The organism is Streptomyces sp. NPDC002926 (genome assembly GCF_053591755.1).
In genome coordinates, this window is sequence record NZ_JBSFUK010000001.1 from 327,166 (window position 1) to 349,164 (window position 21,999).

The 21,999-nt window shown below is 69.6% G+C and carries 20 protein-coding genes; 11 read left to right on the plus strand and 9 right to left on the minus strand.

Annotation, left to right across the window (positions count from 1 at the left end):
• Window positions 1-59: 59 nt before the first annotated feature.
• Together ACWDZ6_RS01380 and era are read left to right on the plus strand one after the other, a co-directional pair.
• Window positions 60-1,046, plus strand: coding sequence for a WxL protein peptidoglycan domain-containing protein (locus tag ACWDZ6_RS01380; protein WP_451501195.1), 987 nt, complete (start codon window positions 60-62; stop codon window positions 1,044-1,046).
• Window positions 1,047-1,066: 20 nt separating this feature from the next.
• Window positions 1,067-2,008, plus strand: coding sequence for a GTPase Era (gene era / locus ACWDZ6_RS01385; RefSeq protein WP_326649825.1), 942 nt, complete (start codon window positions 1,067-1,069; stop codon window positions 2,006-2,008).
• Window positions 2,009-2,040: 32 nt separating this feature from the next.
• Here era and ACWDZ6_RS01390 read toward each other — a convergent pair whose 3' ends face one another.
• Together ACWDZ6_RS01390 and ACWDZ6_RS01395 are read right to left on the minus strand one after the other, a co-directional pair.
• Window positions 2,041-2,307, minus strand: coding sequence for a protealysin inhibitor emfourin (locus tag ACWDZ6_RS01390; protein WP_451501196.1), 267 nt, complete (start codon window positions 2,305-2,307; stop codon window positions 2,041-2,043).
• A gap of 25 nt (window positions 2,308-2,332) precedes the next feature.
• Complete coding sequence (locus ACWDZ6_RS01395) at window positions 2,333-3,400, minus strand: M4 family metallopeptidase (protein WP_389176837.1); 1,068 nt, start codon at window positions 3,398-3,400, stop codon at window positions 2,333-2,335.
• 294 nt (window positions 3,401-3,694) lie between these two features.
• On the opposite strand from ACWDZ6_RS01395, the gene leuA reads away from it, so the two are divergent.
• The gene (gene leuA, locus ACWDZ6_RS01400; RefSeq protein WP_351445259.1) at window positions 3,695-5,455 is read left to right on the plus strand and encodes a 2-isopropylmalate synthase; all 1,761 of its coding nucleotides are present in this window, start codon (window positions 3,695-3,697) and stop codon (window positions 5,453-5,455) included.
• A gap of 211 nt (window positions 5,456-5,666) precedes the next feature.
• On the plus strand, window positions 5,667-6,359 hold the full coding sequence (locus ACWDZ6_RS01405) for a tellurite resistance TerB family protein (RefSeq protein ID WP_451501197.1): 693 nt from the start codon (window positions 5,667-5,669) through the stop codon (window positions 6,357-6,359).
• A gap of 170 nt (window positions 6,360-6,529) precedes the next feature.
• On the opposite strand, the gene ACWDZ6_RS01410 is transcribed toward ACWDZ6_RS01405, so the two are convergent.
• Window positions 6,530-7,891, minus strand: a complete 1,362-nt coding sequence (locus ACWDZ6_RS01410; RefSeq protein WP_451501198.1) for an FAD-dependent oxidoreductase — start codon at window positions 7,889-7,891, stop codon at window positions 6,530-6,532.
• Window positions 7,892-8,291: 400 nt separating this feature from the next.
• Here ACWDZ6_RS01410 and ACWDZ6_RS01415 point away from each other — a divergent pair, with 400 nt between their 5' ends.
• Window positions 8,292-9,122 carry a hypothetical protein gene (locus ACWDZ6_RS01415; protein WP_451501199.1) on the plus strand — a complete coding sequence of 277 codons (831 nt, stop codon included), beginning with the start codon at window positions 8,292-8,294 and terminating at the stop codon, window positions 9,120-9,122.
• An 89-nt stretch (window positions 9,123-9,211) separates the two neighbouring features.
• Here the strand turns inward: ACWDZ6_RS01415 and ACWDZ6_RS01420 are convergent, their stop codons facing one another.
• Complete coding sequence (locus ACWDZ6_RS01420; RefSeq protein ID WP_451501200.1) at window positions 9,212-11,740, minus strand: SpoIIE family protein phosphatase; 2,529 nt, start codon at window positions 11,738-11,740, stop codon at window positions 9,212-9,214.
• 178 nt (window positions 11,741-11,918) lie between these two features.
• Between ACWDZ6_RS01420 and ACWDZ6_RS01425 the strand changes: the two genes are divergently transcribed.
• From ACWDZ6_RS01425 to ACWDZ6_RS01435, 3 genes are read left to right on the plus strand one after another with little or no spacing between them, the layout of a single operon-like run.
• Window positions 11,919-12,188 carry a DUF1905 domain-containing protein gene (locus ACWDZ6_RS01425; protein WP_451501201.1) on the plus strand — a complete coding sequence of 90 codons (270 nt, stop codon included), beginning with the start codon at window positions 11,919-11,921 and terminating at the stop codon, window positions 12,186-12,188.
• Between the two features lie 50 nt (window positions 12,189-12,238).
• Complete coding sequence (recO, locus tag ACWDZ6_RS01430) at window positions 12,239-12,991, plus strand: DNA repair protein RecO (RefSeq protein WP_326649811.1); 753 nt, start codon at window positions 12,239-12,241, stop codon at window positions 12,989-12,991.
• Between the two features lie 14 nt (window positions 12,992-13,005).
• Complete coding sequence (locus tag ACWDZ6_RS01435; protein WP_326649810.1) at window positions 13,006-13,851, plus strand: isoprenyl transferase; 846 nt, start codon at window positions 13,006-13,008, stop codon at window positions 13,849-13,851.
• A gap of 995 nt (window positions 13,852-14,846) precedes the next feature.
• Here ACWDZ6_RS01435 and ACWDZ6_RS01440 read toward each other — a convergent pair.
• Genes ACWDZ6_RS01440 through ACWDZ6_RS01455 form a run of 4 tightly spaced genes read right to left on the minus strand, consistent with a single transcriptional unit; the run spans window position 14,847 to window position 18,001 of the window.
• Window positions 14,847-15,284, minus strand: coding sequence for a Fur family transcriptional regulator (locus ACWDZ6_RS01440; RefSeq protein ID WP_326649809.1), 438 nt, complete (start codon window positions 15,282-15,284; stop codon window positions 14,847-14,849).
• A gap of 55 nt (window positions 15,285-15,339) precedes the next feature.
• Window positions 15,340-16,233: a metal ABC transporter permease gene (locus tag ACWDZ6_RS01445; protein WP_451501202.1), complete on the minus strand. Its 894-nt coding sequence runs from the start codon at window positions 16,231-16,233 to the stop codon at window positions 15,340-15,342.
• 2 nt (window positions 16,234-16,235) lie between these two features.
• Window positions 16,236-17,033, minus strand: a complete 798-nt coding sequence (locus ACWDZ6_RS01450; RefSeq protein ID WP_451501203.1) for a metal ABC transporter ATP-binding protein — start codon at window positions 17,031-17,033, stop codon at window positions 16,236-16,238.
• Entirely contained in the window at window positions 17,030-18,001 is a 972-nt protein-coding gene (locus ACWDZ6_RS01455; protein WP_451501204.1) for a metal ABC transporter substrate-binding protein, read from the minus strand. The genes ACWDZ6_RS01450 and ACWDZ6_RS01455 overlap by 4 nt, the downstream gene beginning before the upstream one ends.
• 144 nt (window positions 18,002-18,145) lie before the next feature.
• Here ACWDZ6_RS01455 and ACWDZ6_RS01460 point away from each other — a divergent pair, with 144 nt between their 5' ends.
• Complete coding sequence (locus ACWDZ6_RS01460) at window positions 18,146-19,528, plus strand: glycine--tRNA ligase (protein ID WP_366730566.1); 1,383 nt, start codon at window positions 18,146-18,148, stop codon at window positions 19,526-19,528.
• Here the strand turns inward: ACWDZ6_RS01460 and ACWDZ6_RS01465 are convergent.
• Window positions 19,498-19,965, minus strand: coding sequence for a hypothetical protein (locus ACWDZ6_RS01465; protein WP_451501205.1), 468 nt, complete (start codon window positions 19,963-19,965; stop codon window positions 19,498-19,500). The genes ACWDZ6_RS01460 and ACWDZ6_RS01465 overlap by 31 nt on opposite strands.
• Before the next feature lie 177 nt (window positions 19,966-20,142).
• Between ACWDZ6_RS01465 and ACWDZ6_RS01470 the strand changes: the two genes are divergently transcribed.
• The gene (locus tag ACWDZ6_RS01470; protein ID WP_451501206.1) at window positions 20,143-21,354 is read left to right on the plus strand and encodes a sensor histidine kinase; all 1,212 of its coding nucleotides are present in this window, start codon (window positions 20,143-20,145) and stop codon (window positions 21,352-21,354) included.
• A complete protein-coding gene (locus ACWDZ6_RS01475) occupies window positions 21,342-21,989 on the plus strand; it encodes a response regulator transcription factor (protein ID WP_326649801.1) in 648 nt (215 codons plus the stop codon). Before ACWDZ6_RS01470 ends, ACWDZ6_RS01475 begins: the two co-directional genes overlap by 13 nt.
• Window positions 21,990-21,999: the final 10 nt, after the last annotated feature.

Below are 21,999 nucleotides of genomic sequence, written 5' to 3' on the forward strand. Positions count from 1 at the left end.
GCACCCGGTCGGCCCGTCCGAACCTCCCCGGCACCGCTACGTCCCTGGGGGCTCCCCATATGCGCAAGCTGTACGTCATCCTGCTGCCGGTCCTGGTCGCGCTGCTGCACGGCGCGTACGGCATCCCGGTTGCCCACGCCGCCGACAACGGCAACTGGTCCGTCTATCCCGCCTCTCCCCCTCGCTCCGCCGGGGGGACCCCCGCCGAACCGGGCCGGCGCCCGTGCTTCTACCTTTCGGCCGACCCCGGCGCGACCCTCACCGATCAGGTCACGGTCACCAACAAGACCGCCGCCCCCCTGACGTTCCGGCTGTACGCCGCCGACGCCTACAACACCGAACGGGACGGCGGCTTCGCCGTACGCACCCTGAAGGAGAAGCAGCGCGGCGTCGGCGCCTGGGCGAAGCCCGGGCGGGACCGCGTCACCGTCCCCGGCAACAGCTCGGTCACCGTGCCCTACACCATGCACGTCCCCGAGGACGCCGAGCCCGGTGACCACCCCGGCGCCCTGGTCGCCCTCGACGAGCACATCAACCCCTCGACGGGCCCGCTCGCCGTCGGCATCCAGCAGGCGGTCGGCGCGCGCATCTATCTGCGGGTGAACGGCCCCACCGTCCCCGCGCTCTCCGTCGAGAACGTCACGCTCACCCACGAGCAGCCCCTGCTACCCGGCACCGGCGAGAGCAGTGCGCTCATCTCGTACACCCTCTACAACCGCGGCAATGTCACGCTCAACCCCAAGGTCGCACTCAAGGCCGAAGGCCTCTTCGGCCGCGATCTGCTCAACCGCGATCTGAAGATGATCCCCGCCGAGCTGCTGCCGCGTCAGAAGATCCGTCTCACCGAACGCTGGGCGGGAGCACCCCAGCTCGAATGGGGCGAGGTCAGACTCACAGCCAGCGCACGGGACGTCCGCGAGTCGGCCGGAACCTCCTTCTTCGCGCTGCCGTGGCTGGTCGCGGTGGTGCTGAGCGCCGGCCTGCTGGGGGCCGGAGTGTGGGCCAGAGTGCGGCGGGTGAGGGCGCGCGTACCCGAGGGCTCGTGACATCAGGGACAATGGGCGCCATGAGCGCTCGTACCCAAGAGAACAACGTCCCGCACCGGGCCGGCTTCGCCTGCTTCGTCGGCCGCCCCAACGCGGGCAAGTCCACCCTCACGAACGCTCTGGTAGGCCAGAAGGTGGCGATCACCTCCAACCGGCCGCAGACGACCAGGCACACCGTACGCGGCATCGTGCACCGCCCCGAGGCCCAGCTGATCCTGGTGGACACCCCGGGCCTGCACAAGCCGCGCACGCTGCTCGGCGAGCGTCTCAACGACGTCGTACGCACCACCTGGGCCGAGGTCGACGTGATCGGCTTCTGCCTGCCCGCCGACCAGAAGCTCGGCCCCGGCGACCGCTTCATCGCCAAGGAGCTCGCGGGCATCAAGAAGACCCCGAAGGTCGCGATCGTCACCAAGACCGACCTGGTCGACTCCAGGACCCTCGCCGAGCAACTGATCGCGATCGACCGGATCGGCAAGGAGCTGGGCATGGAGTGGGCGGAGATCGTCCCGGTCTCGGCGCTCGGCGGCAAGCAGGTCCAGCTGGTGGCCGACCTGCTGATCCCGCTGCTCCCGGAGGGCCCGACGCTCTACCCGGAGGGCGACCTCACGGACGAGCCCGAGCAGGTCATGGTCGCGGAACTGATCCGTGAGGCCGCGCTGGAGGGCGTACGGGACGAGCTGCCGCACTCGATCGCGGTGGTGGTCGAGGAGATGCTGCCGCGCGAGGACCGCCCGGCGGACAAGCCCTTGCTGGACATCCACGCGAACCTCTACATCGAGCGCCCGAGCCAGAAGGGCATCATCATCGGCCCGAAGGGCAAGCGCCTGAAGGAGGTCGGCACGAAGTCGCGCAAGCACATCGAGGCGCTACTGGGCACGCCGGTCTTCCTGGATCTCCATGTGAAGGTCGCGAAGGACTGGCAGCGGGACCCGAAGCAGCTGCGCAAGCTCGGTTTCTGACCGGGCCCGCGTTCGCGTCCGCGTTCGCCCGGTCAGGAACCTTCCTTGAGGACACGCGAGATCAGCTTCCGCTGCGCGTCGGACAGCCGGGGATCCGCGCAGTGGACACTGCGCCCGTCCACCGTGATCCGGTAGCTGAACCCGTCCGGCACCCCGACCCCTGGCGTGCCCCGGCCGTCGGCCATCGCCTGCTCGGCCAGGGCATGCCAGGTACCCGCATCGGTCCGCCCCGAGGTGTCCACCTCCGCGGACCGCTCGATGCCGGCGAACCCTCCCGTGCGTCTTACCTGGATACGCATGGGTCCTGTCTAGTACGAGAACGGCTCAGTGGGTACTCACCCCGACCTGGGACCACGCCTTCAGCAGCGCCTCCTGCTCCTCGCCGTCGCCGAAGCGCGAGCGGGCCGCGGCCACCGAGAGGCCGGCGAATTCGGTGAACTGCGCGGTCGTGGAGAGTTCGCCGCCGGTCAGGACGTCGTACCAGATCTGGCCCGCCCGCTCCCACGCATTGCCGCCCAGCGCGGTGGCGACCAGGTAGAAGGCGTGGTTCGGGATCCCCGAATTGATGTGCACGCCGCCGTTGTCGCGACCGGTTCTGACGTAGTCCTCCATCGTCGCCGGCTGCGGGTCCTTGCCGAGAACGTCGTCGTCGTACGCCGTGCCCGGCTCCTTCATCGAGCGCAGCGCGACGCCCGTCACATTGGGGCCCAGCAGGCCCGCGCCGATCAGCCAGTCGGCCTGGTCGGCGGTCTGGCCGAGGGAGTACTGCTTGATCAGCGAGCCGAAGACGTCCGACATGGACTCGTTCAGCGCGCCGGACTGGCTGAAGTACTCGAGGTTCGCCGTGTACTGCGTGACACCGTGGGTGAGCTCGTGCCCGATCACGTCCACGGGCAGCGTGAAGTCCAGGAACAGATCGTTGTCGCCGTCCCCGAACACCATCCGCTCGCCGTCCCAGAAGGCGTTGTCGTAGTTCTCGCCGTAGTGGACGGTCGCGTTCAGCGGCAGGCCGGAACCGTCGATGGAGTGACGGCCGTACGCCTTCAGATACAGCTCGAAGGTCGCGCCGAGGCCCGCGTGGGCGCGGTTGACCGTGGCGTCCTTGGCGGGCTTGTCGTTCTCGGAGTGCACCTTCCTGCCCGGCACGGTCTCCTCGTGCCCGGCGTCGTAGATCGTGCGATGCGGCTTGTCCGACACGGCGCGCGCCGCGCCCGGAGTGAGGCCGCGGACCGTGGTGATCCGGCGGCGGGTGCGCTGGAGGGCGTCGTGCTCCAGGGTGCGGGCGGCGGGCTCGGCGATCGCGGGATCCTCGGCGCGGGCCAATTTGTCGAGGACATGTGGCGGCACGATGGTGCAGAAGACCGGGTTGACCCGGCGGGCGTTGGCGTCCATGCGGGGGACTGTGGCATTGAGTCACGGCGCTGTCACTAGTTGCCACCATGATTAGTGAAATGGAGTGATGGGTCACCGTTTAGCCGTAACCGGAATTGTGTCCCGCATAGTGATACACCACCTCCATCCCCGCGATGCTCGGCTAGGCTGCTTCCCATCATGCGTTTCGGGCTGCTTCTCCTTAGCTGCCGCGGCGAGGGCCTGTAGTCGTAGGCCGACCCCCTCCCCGCGGGATCTGGTGCTGCTTCGACTCAGTCGGCCGTCCTACCGCTGGACCCCGAGGAGCCCTGCGCAATGTCTGACACTTCTGTCGGTCGCCCCACGCCCATCACCACGGCGACCCACACCCAGAGGCCGTCCGGGATGCCGATCCACAAGTACGGCAAGTACGAGGCCGTGGACATCCCCGACCGGACCTGGCCGGACAACCGGATCACCGCCGCGCCCCGCTGGCTGTCCACCGACCTGCGCGACGGCAACCAGGCCCTCATCGACCCGATGTCGCCCGCCCGCAAGCGCGAGATGTTCGACCTGCTGGTACGCATGGGCTACAAGGAGATCGAGGTCGGCTTCCCGTCGTCCGGCGAGACCGACTTCAACTTCGTACGCTCCATCATCGAAGAGGGCGCGATCCCCGAGGACGTGACGATCTCCGTCCTGACCCAGGCGCGCGAGGACCTGATCGAGCGCACCGTCGAGTCCGTCGTCGGAGCCCACCGCGCGACCGTGCACCTGTACAACGCGACGGCGCCCACCTTCCGCCGGGTCGTCTTCCGCGGCTCGAAGGACGACGTCAAGCAGATCGCCGTGGACGGTACGCGGCTGGTGATGGAGTACGCCGAGAAGATCCTGGGCCCGGAGACGACCTTCGGCTACCAGTACAGCCCGGAGATCTTCACCGACACCGAGCTGGACTTCGCGCTGGAGGTCTGCGAGGCCGTCTGTGACGTCTGGCAGCCCGAGGCCGGCCGCGAGATCATCCTCAACCTGCCTGCCACCGTGGAGCGCTCGACCCCGTCCACGCACGCCGACCGCTTCGAGTGGATGTCGCGCAACCTGTCGCGCCGCGAGCACGTGTGTCTGTCCGTACACCCGCACAACGACCGCGGCACCGCCGTCGCCGCCGCCGAGCTGGCGATCATGGCCGGTGCGGACCGTATCGAGGGCTGCCTTTTCGGCCAGGGCGAGCGCACCGGCAATGTCGACCTGGTGACGCTGGGCATGAACCTGTTCAGCCAGGGCGTCGACCCGCAGATCGACTTCTCGCAGATCGACGAGATCCGTCGGACGAGCGAGTACTGCAACCAGATGGAGATCCACCCGCGCCACCCCTACGCGGGCGATCTGGTCTACACCGCCTTCTCCGGCTCCCACCAGGACGCCATCAAGAAGGGGTTCGACGCCATGGAGGCCGACGCGGCCGCCCAGGGCAAGACCGTTGACGACATCGAGTGGGCCGTCCCCTATCTGCCGATCGACCCGAAGGACGTCGGACGCTCCTACGAGGCGGTCATCCGGGTCAACTCGCAGTCCGGCAAGGGCGGTATCGCGTACGTCCTGAAGAACGACCACAAGCTGGACCTGCCGCGCCGGATGCAGATCGAGTTTTCGAAGATCATCCAGGCGAAGACGGACAGTGAGGGCGGCGAGGTCACGCCGAAGGCGATCTGGGCGGTCTTCCAGGACGAGTACCTGCCCAACCCGGACAACGCGTGGGGCCGGATCCAGCTGCGTTCCGGCCAGACCACCACCGACAAGGACGGCATCGACACGCTGACCGTCGAGGCGGTCGTGGACGGCGCCGAGACGGTGCTGACCGGCTCCGGAAACGGCCCGATCTCGGCGTTCTTCGAGGCGCTGAACGCGGTGGGCGTCGACGCGCGGCTGCTGGACTACCAGGAGCACACGATGAGCGAGGGCGCGTCCGCGCAGGCCGCCTCGTACATCGAGTGCGCGATCGACGGCAAGGTGCTGTGGGGCATCGGTATCGACGCCAACACCACGCGTGCTTCGCTGAAGGCGGTCGTCTCGGCCGTCAACCGCGCGGCCCGCTAGTACGCTTCACCGGGTCAACTTCACCGCGCCTCCGGCAGCTCCTTCGGGAACGGCCGGAGGCGCGGTCGTGCCCGCCTTCGGGGCCCGGTCGCAGGGCGAGGATTCAGCCATGTCCTGGCCTAGTGCCGTCCGAGGTGCTGACGTGACATCACGCATGTGGCTAACATCACGTCAACGCGGCAATGTTGCCGGAGCGTTACGGAGGTGCGACGTGCAGCCAGCTCGAGGACCAATCGGCCGAAAAGTGCTGGTCTGCGGCGTTCATACCTCTTGGAACACCATCGGCGACGGAGAGTTCTTCTGCTCCGACTGCGGAGGCGACCGCAACTACCGCCGTCGCACCGGCCGTCGGCGCTTCACCTTCCTCGGCGTGCCGCTGCTGCCGCGCGGCGCCGCCGGTCCGGTCGTCGAATGCGCCGCCTGCCACAGCCACTTCGGCATGGACGCCCTCGACCACCCCACCACCAGCCGTTTCTCGTCGATGCTCCGGGATGCCGTGCACACCGTCGCGCTCGCCGTCCTCGCCTCCGGCGGCACCTCCTCCCGCCCGGTCCGCGAGACCGCGGTCGCCACGGTCCGTGCGGCCGGCCTCGACGACTGCACCGAGGACCAGCTGACGGCGCTGATCGAGGCGCTCGCCGCGGACACCGGCCGCTTCGTCACCGACACCGGGCCGTACGGAGCCGCGCTCGCCATCGAGCTCCATGAGGCGCTGGAACCGCTCGCGCCTCATCTGGCCCCGGCAGGCCGGGAGTCGATCCTGCTGCAGGGCGCGAGAATCGCCCTGGCGGACGGCCCGTACACCCCGGCGGAGCGCGAGGTGCTGACGACGGTCGGCGCGGCGCTGCAGCTGTGCGCGGACGACACGGCGCGGCTGCTGGCGGCGGCGCGTACGCCCTTCTAGTACGCCCCGGCCGGTGGGCCCGGCCCCTGCGCCCGGCTCGTACTCCCCGCCCGTACTCCCTCGGGAGTAGAACCCGGCCGGGGCCGCCCCGCGCAGTAGCCCACCGTCCGGCGGAAGATCAGGCCCCGCCGGCGGTTGAGGCGCGCGATCTGGGGCGGAGCCCCAGTTGCCTAGGCCTCGCTCGCCCGCAGCATGCCCTCGCGGTCGACGATCTTCACACGCTCGCGGCCTTCCGCCGCACCCAGCGCGCGCTCCGCCTCGTCCAGGCGGTGCCAGCCCTCCCACGTGGTGTAGCGGACGTCCTTGCCCTCCAGGAAGCCGACGATCGCCTCGGGGCCCGGCGCGGCCGGCGTCTGGAGCCGCCCGTTGGCGTGGTCATCCAGCAGATTGGCGACCGTCTCGTTGGCGTCGCCCTTGGTGTGGCCGATCAGGCCGACCGGGCCGCGCTTGATCCAGCCCGTGACGTACGTCGACTGCGTGTGCTCGCCGCCCTCGATGACCCGGCCGCCCTCGTGCGGGACCGTGCCGGTGAGGAAGTCGAAGGGGAGCTTGGGCAGTTCGTCGGACAGATAGCCCACCGCCCGGTAGACGGACTGCACGTCCCAGGTGTGCATCTCGCCCGTGCCGGTGACATTGCCCGTGCCGTCCAGCCGGGTGCGCTCCGTACGCAGCCCGACCACGCGGCCGTCCTCGCCGAGGACTTCGGTCGGGGACTCGAAGAAGTGCAGGAACAGCTTGTGGGGCCGGTCGCCGGCATCCCGGATCGCCCAGTTCTCCAGCGTCTTCGCGACCATGTCCGCCTGCTTGTTGGCCCGGCGGGTGGCGATGCTGCCGTCGTCGTAGTCGATGTCCTCGGGGTTGACGATGACCTCGATGTTCGGGGAGTGGTCGAGCTCGCGCAGCTCCATCGGGCTGAACTTGGCCTGCGCCGGGCCGCGCCGCCCGAACACATGCACCTCGAGGGCCTTGTTCGCGGCCAGGCCGTCGTACACATTCGGCGGGATCTCGGTCGGCAGCAGTTCGTCCGCGGTCTTCGCGAGGATACGGGCCACGTCCAGGGCGACATTGCCGACGCCGAGCACGGCCACCTTCTCCGCGTCCAGCGGCCAGGTGCGCGGCACGTCCGGGTGGCCGTCGTACCAGGAGACGAAGTCGGCGGCTCCGTACGAGCCGTCCAGCTCGATGCCGGGGATGTCCAGGGCCCGGTCCGCGTCCGCGCCCGTGGAGAAGATCACCGCGTCATAGAACTCGCGCAGATCGTCCAGGCCGATGTCGTTCGGGTAGTCGACGTTTCCGAAGAGACGTATCTGCGGCTTGTCGAGCACCTGGTGGAGGGCGGTGACGATGCCCTTGATCCGCGGGTGGTCGGGCGCGACGCCGTACCGGATCAGGCCGAACGGCGCGGGCATCCGCTCGAAGAGGTCGATGGAGACGCCGGGCTCGACGGCGGCCTCGGACTTCAGCAGCGCGTCGGCGGCGTAGATCCCGGCGGGGCCGGCACCGACGATCGCGATCCGCAGAGGGCGGGGCATGGATGGTTCCCTTCGAACGAGGTCCACGGGGCGTGACCCGGCGAGTGAGACGGTCCGGCGCGTGCGGAGGGAGCCGACTCTCCTACGCCACTCTGGCAACGGCGCTCGCACGGCGGTACCCGCCCTGTACCTATGAACCCATAAGCCTGATCTATGACCGGGCACCCGGGAGGGGCGGGGTAAGGACACCCTAACCTCTCACTCGAGGGCCGCCCGCAGGGCCCCACCCGCGGTGCGCCGCGGGCCCGTGACCTGCTCGCCCTGACTGCGGCCCTCTCCCTCGGTCCGTCGACCGGTCCGTCGAAGCCGCGCGCGGCGGCCGAACCCCTGTAGCGCGGTGAAGGATCTCGCGGCAGGCTTGACGCCAGGAGGATCTGCCCGGCGAAGGGGCCCCCGCACGATGAACACTGCCGCAGGCACGGCACCCGGTGGCCGTCTCGCCGCCGCGCTCGAGAGCCCGATTGTCGGGATGTCGCCGTGGATCATCTTCTCGGTCCTGGTCGGCCCGGGTCGCTTCGAACTGGCGGTGGGCCTCGCCCTCGCCATGTCGGTGGTGCTCCTCATCGCGGCGCGGATGCTCTGCCGCGGCACCTCGCTCAAGATCCTCGAGGTGTCGGACGTCGTCTTCTTCGCCGTACTGGCCGCCGTCGGAGCCGCCTCCTCGCCGGGCACCCACACATGGCTGGAGACGTACGCGGGTGAGATCTCCAACCTCGCGCTGGTGGTCATCGCCTTCGGCTCCATGGCCGTACGGGTGCCCTTCACGATCCAGTACGGACGGGAACGGGTCGACCCGGAGTACTGGAAGTCGCGGGAGTTCCTCCGCATCAACTATGTGATCACCGGCGTCTGGGGCGCGGCCTTCTTCGTGGCGGCCCTCGCGGGCGGCTTCGGGGACCTTGTCCTGCACAATCCGGACAATCTCTGGACCGCGTGGATCATCCAGATCGGGGCGATCGTCACCGCGCTGAGCTTCACCGAGTGGTACCCCCAGGTCGTCCGCAGCCGGAAGCACACCGATGAGCCCCCGCCGCCGGTGCGCAACCTGCTGATCCCGCTGGCGGGATTGATCATCCCGGTGGGTGTCGTCTCCCTGATCTTCGACGCCGCGGCGTCCTGGTTCGGCGTCGGCTTGATCTTCATCGGGATCATCCTCGCCCGCGCCATCAACAAGGACGCGGAGATGACGCCGCCGGGCGGCGGACACCCTCGACGAAGGCGGCCGAACTGAGCGGCTGCGATGACACCGAACGGGTCCGATGACACCGAACGGCTCTGACGACAAGGACGGCGCGGTCGGGGTTCTGTGCCCGCTTCCGCTCACCCGGCGGGGGGTGCGGGCGGCGCGGCAGGGGCGTACCCGGTGAGGAGCAGCGCGATGTCGTCCCTGCGGTTCGGGGTCTGGCGGGCGTCCCGCAGGAGTGCGTCGGCCAGTTCTTCCAGCGAGTCCGCACCGGCATGGGCCAGCGAGGTCCGCAGCCGGTCCATGCCCACACCGATGTCGGACTCGCGTGTCTCGATCAGTCCGTCCGTGCAGAGGGCCAGGACCGAGCCGGGCAGAAGTCTCAGCTCCGATTCGGGGTAGTCGACGGCGCGCTCCACTCCCAGTAGCGGGCCGCCCGGCACATCCAGGAACTCGGTGTGTCCGTCGGGTCGGCGCAACAGGGGCGGGCAGTGGCCCGCGCGGACCACGTGCGTGACTCCCGTACCGGGTTCGAGGAGGACGTAGCAGCAACTGGCGAGGAGCCCGGGGTCCAGGTCGAGGAGCAGCCGGTTGGTGCCGGCGATCACATCGCTGGGGCGTTGGCCCGCGGAGGCGAAGGCGCGTACCGCGCTCCGCAGCTGGCCCATGGTGGCTGCGGCGGCGACGTTGTGGCCCTCGACGTCCCCGACGACCAGCACGACGCCGCGGTCGGTGGGGATCGCGTCGTACCAGTCGCCGCCGATGTCCATCCCGCGGGTACCGGGCAGGTACCGGCCGGTGACGCGGATGCCCGGCAGCGTGGGCAGCCGGTGCGGGAGCAGCGCGTTCTGCAGACCGCGGGCGAGGGCGAATTCGGTGTCGTAGAGCCTTGCACGCTCCAGGGCCTGGGCGATCAGACCGCTCAGCGCGGTGAGGAGGCTTCGTTCCTCGCCGGAGAAAGAATGGGCCTCGTCGAAGCCCAGAACGCAGGCACCCACGGGGTGGTTGGAGGCGATCAGAGGCAGGAACACGAAGGAGTTGGACTCGGCGCGGAGTTCGGGATAGGCGCGGGAGAACTCCTCCCGCGATTCGATGAACAGCGGGACCCCGGAGGTCAGTGCTCCGGTCACGGGCTCCCGGCCGTGATGCAGCGGCCTGCCCTCGAGCGGCTCCAGAAAGCTCTCGCTGTAACCACGCTGCGACAGCAGACGCAGATGCCGTTCGTGCACCACGTATATCGCCACTCGATGCCCGCCGACGGCGGGCAGGAGCTGGTCGGTGACGACGTCGCACACTTCCCGCGCGGTGACCGCCTCGGTGAGGGCGCTGCTCATCTGAAGGACGCGATAGATGGCGCCCAGGCGTGTCGGTGCGGGCCGCGAGGAGGACGGGGCGGCCCCCGCTGCCTCCGCGGGCGGTGCTCCGGGCTCGGCCCCGGCCGGGACCGGTTGCCGGGACGGAGTCGCCCAGCCGGTCATGCCCTGCGCATCCGGGCGGAGAGAGAACACGAGCCACTGGTCGGGGCTTCGGGCCAGGAAGGAGACGGGCTGCTGGGAGACCCTGGCGGCGCGGAAACGGTCTTCGTAGGCGGGATCGGCCAGCCACGGCAGGGCCTCCCAGAGGTGCCGGCCCACCAGATCCTTCCGGCGTACGCGCAACAGCCGCACCAGAGTGTGGTTGGCGTAGGAAACACAGCCGTCTCGGTCGAGCGAGAAGAAGCCGTCCGCGAGCCGTTCGATCGCCGCGACGGCGGCCATACCGGCCCCGAGGTCGAGGACCCCGCCCACCAGATGGGGCCGCGCCTCCCGGTCGGCCGGCGTGTCGGGTACCCGGCCCCACAGCTCGATGGTGCGGTGACCGCCGCCCCTCTCCGGCACGCGCAGGCTTTGCGCGAGGATGTGGCCCTCCTCGGCCGCACTACGGGCGGCAGCGCGGAGACCGGGACGGTCCGCGGGATGCACCCTGGCCGCCAGCGTGGCCACCTGTCCGTCGTACTCGTCCGGGGCGAGGCCGAAGATCGCACACAACGTGGCATCCGCATGGAGGGCTCCGGTGTCGAGTTCCCAGTCGAACAGGCCCACCCGTACCGCCGAGGCGGACGGCACCGGGACCTCCACCGGAACGGTCTCCATGTCGCACCCGACATCGGCGCCGTGCGCGTTCAGCTCGGAGAGCGTTACGCCGAGGCGGCCGGCCGCGGTGCGCAACTGCCGTCGCTGCGCCTTGGACAGCCCGTTCCCACCGGGCCTGGCGGCCCACACCACGGACATGGACCCGAAGGTCTCCCCTCCCGCCGTGACCGGCACGGAGGCGGAGCCGAAAGGGTAGGGCAGTGCGACGGCGAGCTGGGGAAATCGCCGCATGGTCTCATCGGCGTCGGCCAGATGGACCGTCCGCCCGGAGCGGAACGCCTCCGCCACGGGAATGGCACTGTTCACAGGAATCCGCCGCCAGCCGCCGAGCAGCGACGGTGGCATCCCGGCCGCTGCCGCGAGTACCAGCGTGAGGCGGTTGCGCGAGATCAGGAACACACTCCCGGCATGGGCGCCGGTCACCTCGACGGCTCTGAGGACGGCATGAGTCAGTGCGTCGTCACGTTCCGCCGCGCCTTCAGCACTTGTGGTGCCGAAGGGGTGCGTACTCGACCTGGTATCGGTGGACGACACGCTGGCCCCGATCGCTGCAGTGGTGGCGTGGCCTGCACGTCAGAGGTGTTTGTTCAATTCTCATATGGAATGGTTCATCGCGAAACCCGGCCGGACGCCGCCCCACCGGTCGAGGGAGGGGCCGCCGTACATCCGGGAGCCCGCGATGAGTTTGCCCGCCTCGCGCCGTCCTGTCTGCATGGACAAACAATTCACCGCGACCCTGCGGAAGAGCCCGGACAAGGGCGGCTGGACCTACCTCGTGTGGCCCGACTCCGTCGAGTTCTTCGGCACCCGCGGCCTGGTCAAGGTCCGGGGCACGATCGACGGCCACCCCTTCCGCAGTTCGTTCATGGCCCTGGGCGACGGTACGCACAAGCTGCCGGTCAAGGCCGACCTGCGCAAGGCCATCGGAAAGGAGGCGGGCGACAGCGTCACCGTCCGTCTGGAGGAGCGCGTCCACGACTGATTCTCCGGGCGGGTTACGGGCGCGGGCGACCTGTACGGGACAATGACCGCATGAGCCTGTTCCGTGACGACGGCGTCGTCCTCCGCACCCAGAAACTGGGCGAGGCCGACCGCATCATCACGCTGCTCACCCGCAGTCACGGCCGCGTCCGTGCCGTCGCTCGTGGCGTCCGGCGCACCAAGTCCAAGTTCGGTGCCCGGCTCGAGCCCTTCTCCCATGTCGACGTGCAGTTCTTCGCGCGCGGCAGCGAACTCGTCGGCCGCGGGCTCCCGCTCTGCACCCAGAGCGAGACCATCGCTCCCTACGGTGGCGGCATCGTCACCGACTACGCCCGCTACACCGCGGGCACCGCCATGCTGGAGACCGCCGAACGGTTCACCGACCACGAGGGCGAGCCCGCCGTCCAGCAGTACCTCCTCCTGGTCGGCGCCCTGCGCACCCTCGCCCGCGGCGAGCACGCCCCGCATCTCGTCCTCGACGCGTTCCTGCTGCGCTCCCTCGCCGTCAACGGCTATGCACCCAGCTTCGACGACTGCGCGAAATGCGGCATGCACGGGCCGAACCGGTTCTTCTCCGTCGCCGCCGGCGGCGTCATATGCGGCGACTGCCGGGTGCCCGGCAGCGTCGTACCCTCTGCGGAGGCCATCGGGCTGCTCAGCGCGCTGCTGACCGGCGACTGGCCGACGGCGGACGCGTGCGAGGCGCGCCATGTCCGGGAGGGCAGCGGGCTCGTGTCCGCCTATCTGCACTGGCACTTGGAGCGCGGCCTGCGCTCGCTGAGGTACGTCGAAATAGAGAAATAGGAGATGTGAACCGCATGGCACGACGCGGAATCCTGGGCCGGTCCCGCCGCGACTACAAGGTCCCCGAGCCGCACCCCTCCGGCGCGCGCCCGCCGAAGATCCCGGGCGAGCTGGTGCCGAACCATGTGGCATGCGTCATGGACGGCAACGGCCGCTGGGCCAAGGAGCGCGGGCTGCCGCGCACCGAGGGGCACAAGGTCGGCGAGGCCGTCGTCCTCGACGTGCTCAAGGGCTGCATCGAGATGGGCGTCAAGAACCTCTCTCTGTACGCCTTCTCCACCGAGAACTGGAAGCGCTCGCCCGACGAGGTGCGCTTCCTGATGAACTTCAACCGGGACGTCATCCGGCGCCGCCGCGACGAGATGGACGAACTCGGCATCCGTATCCGCTGGGTCGGCCGGATGCCGAAGATGTGGAAGTCGGTCGTCCAGGAGCTCCAGGTCGCGCAGGAGCAGACCAAGGACAACGACGCCATGACGCTGTACTTCTGCGTCAACTACGGTGGCCGCGCGGAGGTCGCGGACGCGGCGCAGGCCATCGCGCGCGATGTGGCCGCGGGCAGGCTGGACCCGTCCAAGGTCAACGAGAAGACCTTCGCCAAGTACCTGTACTACCCGGACATGCCGGACGTGGACCTGTTCCTGCGCCCGAGCGGCGAGCAGCGCACCTCCAACTACCTGATCTGGCAGAGCAGTTACGCCGAGATGGTGTTCCAGGACGTGCTGTGGCCGGACTTCGACCGCCGCGACCTGTGGCGTGCCTGCCTGGAGTACGCGCAGCGCGACCGCCGTTTCGGCGGCGCGATCCCGAACGAGGAGCTCGAGGCGATGCGGGGGCGGCCCGAGGGCACGTCTGCGTGAGCGGGGGCTTTCCCCCACCCCGCCCCTTCCCGAAACTGGGGGCGGTGCCCCCAGGCCCCCTGGGAGGGGCGGGGCTGACGCCCCCACGTGCCCGGAGCGGCAGCTTCGCGCCGCAGAGCGCAGGCGCGTGGCCGCCGGCGGCTCGTGCCACGAGCCGGGGCGAAGCCCCGACGCCGACGGGCACCCGAGGAGCCCTGGTCCGTCCCTGGCAGGGGACGTGTTCTGGACGTAGAGCTTGCACGCCGCCTGAGCTTCGCGCCGCAGACCAGGTGCCTCGCCGGTGTTGGACCAGCCGTTGCCGATCAGCTTGCCGTCCTGGTCGGCGACGCCGGCGAAGCCGGAGACCCGCCCGGTGGCGTCGGCTTCACCGGACCGGAGCCGTGGGTGAAGGTGTAATGGGGGGACCGTTCCCGGCGGGCGGACGTACAGGGGTCGTGAAGCCAGGACGGCCCGGGGGCACGCGGCGTGAGCTTCGCGCCGAAAGCAGGTGCCTCGGGACCCGTTCCTGGCCGGCGGACGCGCTGGGGGCGTGTTCTGGACGTAATGCCACGAACCCCGGGGCAAAAGCCCCAACGCCGACGGGCACCCCGAGGAGCCCTGGTCCGTTCCTGGCAGGGGGACGCGCAGGGGTCGTGTTCTGGACGTAAAGCGTCGCAGCTCGCGCGAAGCGCGGTGAGGAAAGCAGTCCAGGACACGAGCCCCGGAGCGGCCCCAACGGCGCGCGCTCGGCTCGGGGCGCGCCCGGGCGCCGCGAGCCCGCACCCCGGGGACGGGGCACCCAGGGGAGACGGCACCCGTGGGCCCGTACCTCGGGGAACGTGCCAAACCCGCGCCCGCGCCCCGGCGACCGGGGCACCCAGGGGAGACGGCACCCGTGGGCCCGCACCCCGCGGGACGTGCCAAACCCGCGCCCGCACCCCGAGGACCGGGCACCCCGGGACGGGCACCCCACCACCTCCCTGGGGCGCCGCCCCAGGGTCCGCGCCGTCGTCCGGTCAGCCCTCCGCCGAGGAGCTCGCGCACTCCACGCACGTGCCGAAGATCTCCACCGTGTGCGCCACGTTCACATAGCCGTGCTGCGCCGCGATCATCTCCGCCCACTGCTCCACCGCGGGTCCCTCGACCTCGACGGCCTTTCCGCAGACCCGGCACACCAGATGGTGATGGTGGTCGTCGGTCGAGCAGCGCCGGTACACCGATTCGCCCTCGGAGGTGCGCAGCACGTCCACCTCGCCCGCGTCCGCGAGCGACTGCAGCGTGCGGTAGACCGTCGTCAGGCCCACCGAGTCGCCGCGGTGCTTGAGCATGTCATGCAGCTCCTGCGCGCTGCGGAACTCGTCCACCTCGTCGAGCGCCGCCGCCACAGCGGCCCGCTGCCGGGTCGACCGGCCCCGCACTGGGGCTGCATTTCCGCCGGTTGGCGCCGTCGCCACAGGTGCCTCCTCGCTTCGCCCGCACATATGTCGGGCCATTCTGCCAGGCCTGGGCTCAGACCTTGACGTCGTCGCTCGGACGTCGCGTGTGCGGCATGTCCGCGGTGCACTCCGCCCCGCTCGCCTCCAGTGTGCGCGCGCGCCGCCTCGCCAGGGGCGCGGCGAGTGCGGTCAGCACCACGAAGATGCCGATGGCGAGCAGCACGATCGTCGCGCCGGGCGGCACATCCTGGTAGTAGGAGGTGGTCGTTCCGGCCAGTGTGACCGTCACGCCGATCCCCACCGCCAGCGCGAACGTGGCCCTGAAGGACCGTGAAATCTGCTGCGCCGCGGCCACCGGCACCACCATCAGCGCGCTGACCAGCAGCAGCCCGACCACCCGCATCGCCACGCTGACGGTGACCGCCGCGGTCACCGCGATCAGCAGATTCAGCGCGCGCACCGGCAGACCGGTGACCCGCGCGAACTCCTCGTCCTGGCTGATCGCGAACAGTTGCCTGCGCAGTCCCAGCGAGACCAGCACCACAAAGGCGGCCAGCAGCAGGATCGCGATGAGGTCCGCGTCGGAGACGGTGGAGAGCGAGCCGAACAGGAACGAGCTGAGATTGGCCGTGGAGCCGCTGTCCGAGAGGTTGATCAGCAGCACACCGCCGGCCATACCGCCGTAGAAGAGCATCGCCAGCGCGATATCACCGCGAGTGCGTCCGTACGCCCGGATCAGCTCCATCGTGACCGCGCCGACGATCGAGACGAGCGTCGCCATCCAGATCGGGTTGGTCGAGAGCAGGAAGCCGAGGCCGACACCGGTCATCGCGACATGGCCGATGCCGTCGCCCAGCAGCGCCTGGCGGCGCTGCACCAGATAGATGCCGATGGCGGGGGCGGTGATGCCGACCAGTACGGCCGCGATGAGCGCCCGCTGCATGAAAGCAGTCTCGAGGATTTCCATGATCAGGTCAGCAGTCCCGTGCGGAGCGGCTCGTCGGCCGCATGCGGATGTACGTGGTCGTGGCCGGGCAGCGCATGCTGGCCCACGGCCTTCGGCGGCGGCCCGTCATGGACCACACAGCCGTCGCGCAGCACCACCGCGCGGTCGATCAAGGGCTCCAGAGGTCCGAGTTCGTGCAGGACCAGCAGGACTGTCGTCCCGGCCGCGACCTGCTCGCGCAGCGTCCCGGCGAGGATCTCCTGGCTGGCCAGGTCGACGCCCGCCATCGGCTCGTCCATGATCAGCAGTTCGGGGTCGGAGGCGAGCGCGCGGGCGATGAGCACCCGCTGGTGCTGGCCGCCGGAGAGCGCATTCACGGAGTCCTTGGCGCGGTCCGCGAGCCCGACGAGCTCGATGGCGCGGTGGACGGCGGCCCGGTCGGCCCGGGACTGCCGGCCCAGCCGCGTACGCGACAGGCGGCCCGAGGAGACGACCTCGCGCACCGTCGCGGGCACACCGCTCGCGGCGGTCGTGCGCTGCGGTACGTAACCGATGCGCGCCCAGTCGCGGAAGCGTCGCAGCTCCGTGCCGAACAGGGCGATCTCGCCGCCGGTGAGCGGCACTTGACCGATCACGGAACGCACGGCAGTGGACTTCCCCGAGCCGTTGGCGCCGAGCAGGGCGACCACCTCACCGGGCTGGACGGTGAGGTCGATGCCGCGCAGTACGGGGCGCGAGCCGAGCGTGGCCTGGGCCCCGCGGACGGATATGACGGGCTCCATGGCTGGGGCCTCCGGTGTGTGCGTACCGATCGATGTCATTTCGCGCCGAGAGCCTTCTGCAGCGCGGCGAGGTTGGACTGCATCACCTCGATGTAGTCGGCGCCCTTGGACTTGTCCGTGATTCCCTCGAGCGGATCGAGGACGTCCGTCTTCAGACCGGTGTCCTCGGCAAGAGTCCTGGCGGTCTTGTCGCTGGCGAGCGTCTCGAAGAAGACCGTGGTGACCTTGTCCTTCTTCGCGATGGCCTGGAGGTCCTTGATACGGGCCGGGCTGGGCTCGGACTCGGGGTCGATGCCCGCGATGGCCTCCTGGTCCAGGCCGTAGCGCTCGGCGAGGTAGCCGAAGGCGGCGTGGGTGGTGATGAAGGTCTTGGTGGCGGTGTTCTTCAGGCCCTGCTCGTACGTCGTGTTCAGCCCGCCGAGCTTGGTGACGAGCGCGTCGGTGTTCTTCCGGTAGTCCGCGGCGTGGTCGGGGTCGGCCTTCTCGAGGGACTTTCCGACGCCCTTGGCGACCTCGGCGTATTTCACCGGGTCGAGCCAGATGTGGGGGTCGGCGCCCGCCTCGCCCTCATGCCCGTGCTCGTCGTGGCCGGCCGCTTCGCCCTCATGGCTGTGGCCGCCCTCGGTGCCGTGGTGCTCGAGCTTGGTGAGAGTGGCCGCGTCGACCTTGTTCTTCGCCTCGGACTGGGCGATGGCCTTGTCGACGGCAGGCTGGATGCCCTTGAGGTAGAGGATGTAGCCCGCCTCGTTCAGCTCGGCGGTCTGGCGGGGCCCCAGCTCCAGGTCGTGCGGCTCGACGCCCGGCTTGGTGAGGGTGGAGACTGAGACATGGTCGCCGCCGATTTCCTCGGCGAGGTACTGCATGGGATAGAACGACGCCACCACCTTCAGCTTGCCGCTGCTGCTGCCGTCGGCGGCATTGGAGGAGGAGCAGGCGGAGACGGCCATGAGGCCGAGGGCGACGGCTCCGGCAGCAGCGGTGGCGGGTATGAGGCGGCGTACGTTCATGACAGTCATTTTCAACAAAACTGGAAACGATTGTCAACAAAGCTGCTGAGCTCCCCTTACCCGGATCCGATTTGATCCGGGGGGTGCGGCCGCCGGTAACCTGAAGCATTCGCCGTTCGTCGTCGTCGTAATGAAGAGAGCACCGTGGCCGCCGACAAGATCGACACCATCGTCAACCTGAGCAAGCGCCGTGGCTTCGTCTACCCGTGCAGCGAGATCTACGGTGGTCAGCGTGCCGCCTGGGACTACGGACCGCTGGGTGTCGAGCTGAAGGAGAACATCAAGCGCCAGTGGTGGCGCTACATGGTCACCTCGCGCGAGGACGTCGTCGGTATCGACTCGTCGGTGATCCTGGCCAGCGAGGTCTGGGAGGCCTCCGGTCACGTCGCCACCTTCACCGACCCGCTCACCGAGTGCACCTCCTGTCACAAGCGCTTCCGCGCGGACCATCTGGAAGAGGCGTACGAGGAGAAGCACGGCAAGGTCCCCGAGCACGGCCTCGCCGACCTCAACTGCCCCAACTGCGGCAACAAGGGCACCTTCACCGAGCCCAAGAGCTTCTCCGGCCTGCTCTCCACGCACCTCGGCCCGACGCAGGACTCCGGCTCGGTCGCCTACCTGCGCCCGGAAACCGCGCAGGGCATCTTCACCAACTTCGGCCAGGTGCAGCAGACCTCGCGCAAGAAGCCGCCGTTCGGCATCGCGCAGATGGGCAAGTCCTTCCGGAACGAGATCACTCCCGGCAACTTCATCTTCCGCACCCGCGAGTTCGAGCAGATGGAGATGGAGTTCTTCGTCAAGCCCGGCGAGGACGAGCAGTGGCAGGAATACTGGATGGAGCAGCGCTGGAACTGGTACCGCGACCTCGGTCTCCGTGAGGAGAACATGCGCTGGTACGAGCACCCGGCCGAGAAGCTCTCCCACTACTCCAAGCGCACCGCCGACATCGAGTACCGCTTCAGCTTCGGCGGCAGCGAGTGGGGCGAGCTCGAGGGCGTCGCCAACCGCACCGACTTCGACCTCTCCGCGCACTCCAAGGCCTCCGGCCACGACCTGTCGTACTTCGACCAGGAAGCCGGCGAGCGCTGGACGCCGTTCGTCATCGAGCCCGCCGCCGGTGTCGGCCGCGCCATGCTCGCCTTCCTCCTCGACGCGTACAACGAGGACGAGGCGCCCAACGCCAAGGGCGTCCTGGAGAAGCGCACCGTGATGCGCCTCGACCCGCGCCTCGCGCCGGTCAAGGTCGCCGTGCTGCCGCTCTCCCGCAACCCGCAGCTGTCGCCGAAGGCCAAGGGCCTCGCCACCGACCTGCGCAAGAACTGGAACATCGAGTTCGACGACGCCGGGGCCATCGGCCGCCGCTACCGCCGTCAGGACGAGATCGGCACGCCGTACTGCGTCACCGTCGACTTCGACACCCTCGACGACAACGCGGTCACCGTGCGCGAGCGCGACACCATGAAGCAGGAGCGGGTCTCCCTGGACCAGATCCAGGGCTACCTGGGCAGCCGCCTGCTCGGCTGCTGACCGCACACTGACCTCCGAGGGCCGGCCGGGCCAGAAGCCCGGCCGGCCCTCGCATGCGTCCCTACGGCAAGGTCCACGCACAGGGCCGCCAGTGGCAGCTCCGCACACACCGCCATCGCCGCCGCCTGCGCCAGCTCGGCGCCCGGAGCCGACGTCAGCAGGTCCGCACAGGCATCTGCCACCAACAGCAGCGCGGCACCGACCGCCGCCGTCCGATGGCCGCCCCCACCGCGTACGAGCCGACTGCCCGCCGTCAGCAGACAGGCAGCCTCCAGAACATCCAGCGCCACCCACGCCGCCGCCTCGCCCGGCGGGAGCGTCGCCGCCAGAAACCCCATCCAGGGCAGCAGGGCCAGGCCCGCACCGGTCAGTAACCGGCCCTGCCACCTGGACAACCGGGCAGTGTCGACAGGGGAGTTGAAGGCAATGAGAGCCATGGAGCGCGCCTCTTTCGGCAGTCACGAACCCGGCCTTCGGGCTCGTGATCAACACTCCTGTTCCGTGTCGTCACAGTCAGTAACACTGCTTGCCGACTTGGGGTGGCACCAGTTGCACCCCAGAACCGGCAACAGGCTTCATGGCGGCCGGACATGCCCACCACATACGGTTTGATCATGACCATCCCGCCCCGGCTCCGCCGCTCCCTCACCCGGCTGCGGCGCGACATGTCCTTCATCGCCTCCGGGATGCTCCTGCACCTCGTCACAGCACCGTTGTTCCTCTGGGCCGCGAAGCTGGCCGTCGCAACCTTCAACGGCACCTCCTCCGACGCCCCGGTGATCCTTCCCGTCCCCGTCGCCCTGATCGCCATCGCCGGATTCGGCCTCACGAAAGCCCACCGATGGCGCTACCGGGAACTGTGCGGCGTGGACCTGCCCACTCTCCGGTTCGCCGTGGCGAGACGGCAGTTCGCGTACAACTGCCTCGCCGGGCCCTGCCTCGGCATACTCGAACTGCTCGTCCTCGCGCTCCTGGTGGCCGGCGCGGCCGCCACCACCATCTACGCCTGGATCATGCTTCTGCCGGCGGACTGGCGGATCGACCACCCCGGCTACACCACCCAGGCCGCCTACATCATGGCCGCCGGAGTAGTCGCACTGGCCGCCGTGCCGAGCCTCGCCGGAGCCCTGGTACGGCTGGAGAACCGCATAGCCCCCGCCCTTCTCAAGGACACCCGGGCCGCGGAACTCGAGCAGCGCGTCGAAGACCTCACCGAAAGCCGGGCCGGAGCGGTCGACGCCGCCCACGCCGAACGCCGCCGCATCGAACGCGATCTCCACGACGGCGCCCAGCAACGGCTCGTATCACTGGCACTGAACCTCGGGCTCGCCAAAGTGACACTCAAGGACCTGCCGCCCGAGGTGCGGCAAGTGATCGACGACGCACACCGCGAAGCCAAGGAGTCGATCGAGGAACTCAGCCATCTCGTACGCGGCCTCCACCCGTCCGTACTCGATGAACTCGGCCTCGACGCAGCCCTCTCCGGCCTGGCCGCCCGCGCGCCACTGCCCGTACGGCTACAGGTCGACCTGCCGCGGCGAGCCGCACCCGCCGTCGAAGCGGTCGCCTACTTCGTCGCCTCCGAGGCTCTCACCAACATCGCCAAGCACGCGCACGCGACCCGCGCCGACGTGACCGTGTCCCGGCTGGGCGGGATACTGCGGGTGGTCGTCGCCGACGACGGTGCGGGCGGCGCCGATCCGGCCGGCGGTACCGGTCTCAGAGGACTCGCCCAACGTGTGGGATCCGTCGACGGGACCTTCCGGATGAGCAGCCCCACCGGGGGCCCGACCGTCATGACCGTGGAGCTGCCGTGCGCGCTGTGATCGCCGAAGATTCCGTCCTGCTCAGGGTCGGCGTCGTCAAAGTCCTGGAGATGGCCGGATTCGAGGTTGTCGCGGAAGTAGGCGACGCCGAAGGGCTGTTGGCCGCGGTCGAGGAACACCGGCCCGACATGGCCGTCGTCGACGTCCGGATGCCGCCCGGCTTCACCGACGAAGGCGTACGGGCCGCACTCCAGCTGAGACAGCGGTGGCCGGACACCGCCGTCCTGATGCTGTCGCAGTACGTGGAGGAGCGGTACGCCGCCGAGCTCATCGCCGCCAACACCAGCGGCATCGGCTACCTGCTCAAACAACGGGTCGCGGACGTCGAGGAGTTCATCGAAGTGCTGCGACGGGTCGCCGACGGCGGGACCGCCCTGGACCCGCAGGTCGTCGCACAGCTCCTGGTGCGGCGGCAGAGCGATCCGCTGGAACGGCTGACCGGGCGCGAACGGGATGTGCTCGCCCTGATGGCGGAGGGCCGCTCCAACGCCGGAATCGCAGATCGGCTGGTGATCAGCGAAAGCGCCGTCGCGAAACACATCAACAGCATCCTCGCCAAGCTCGGCCTGGAGCGCGCCGGCGCGGATCACCGCAGGGTGCTGGCTGTACTTCGCTTCCTGGAAGGTGGCGCCTGAGCGCACGGAG

Excerpts from the sequence above, each read along its gene's own strand:
- ACWDZ6_RS01380 (WP_451501195.1), top strand. The coding sequence starts at position 60 with ATGCGCAAGCTGTACGTCATCCTGCTGCCGGTCCTGGTCGCGCTGCTG.
- era (WP_326649825.1), top strand. The coding sequence starts at position 1,067 with ATGAGCGCTCGTACCCAAGAGAACAACGTCCCGCACCGGGCCGGCTTC.
- ACWDZ6_RS01390 (WP_451501196.1), bottom strand. The coding sequence starts at position 2,307 with ATGCGTATCCAGGTAAGACGCACGGGAGGGTTCGCCGGCATCGAGCGG.
- ACWDZ6_RS01395 (WP_389176837.1), bottom strand. The coding sequence starts at position 3,400 with ATGGACGCCAACGCCCGCCGGGTCAACCCGGTCTTCTGCACCATCGTG.
- leuA (WP_351445259.1), top strand. The coding sequence starts at position 3,695 with ATGTCTGACACTTCTGTCGGTCGCCCCACGCCCATCACCACGGCGACC.
- ACWDZ6_RS01410 (WP_451501198.1), bottom strand. The coding sequence starts at position 7,891 with ATGCCCCGCCCTCTGCGGATCGCGATCGTCGGTGCCGGCCCCGCCGGG.
- ACWDZ6_RS01415 (WP_451501199.1), top strand. The coding sequence starts at position 8,292 with ATGAACACTGCCGCAGGCACGGCACCCGGTGGCCGTCTCGCCGCCGCG.
- ACWDZ6_RS01425 (WP_451501201.1), top strand. The coding sequence starts at position 11,919 with ATGGACAAACAATTCACCGCGACCCTGCGGAAGAGCCCGGACAAGGGC.
- recO (WP_326649811.1), top strand. The coding sequence starts at position 12,239 with ATGAGCCTGTTCCGTGACGACGGCGTCGTCCTCCGCACCCAGAAACTG.
- ACWDZ6_RS01435 (WP_326649810.1), top strand. The coding sequence starts at position 13,006 with ATGGCACGACGCGGAATCCTGGGCCGGTCCCGCCGCGACTACAAGGTC.
- ACWDZ6_RS01445 (WP_451501202.1), bottom strand. The coding sequence starts at position 16,233 with ATGGAAATCCTCGAGACTGCTTTCATGCAGCGGGCGCTCATCGCGGCC.
- ACWDZ6_RS01450 (WP_451501203.1), bottom strand. The coding sequence starts at position 17,033 with ATGACATCGATCGGTACGCACACACCGGAGGCCCCAGCCATGGAGCCC.
- ACWDZ6_RS01455 (WP_451501204.1), bottom strand. The coding sequence starts at position 18,001 with ATGAACGTACGCCGCCTCATACCCGCCACCGCTGCTGCCGGAGCCGTC.
- ACWDZ6_RS01465 (WP_451501205.1), bottom strand. The coding sequence starts at position 19,965 with ATGGCTCTCATTGCCTTCAACTCCCCTGTCGACACTGCCCGGTTGTCC.
- ACWDZ6_RS01470 (WP_451501206.1), top strand. The coding sequence starts at position 20,143 with ATGACCATCCCGCCCCGGCTCCGCCGCTCCCTCACCCGGCTGCGGCGC.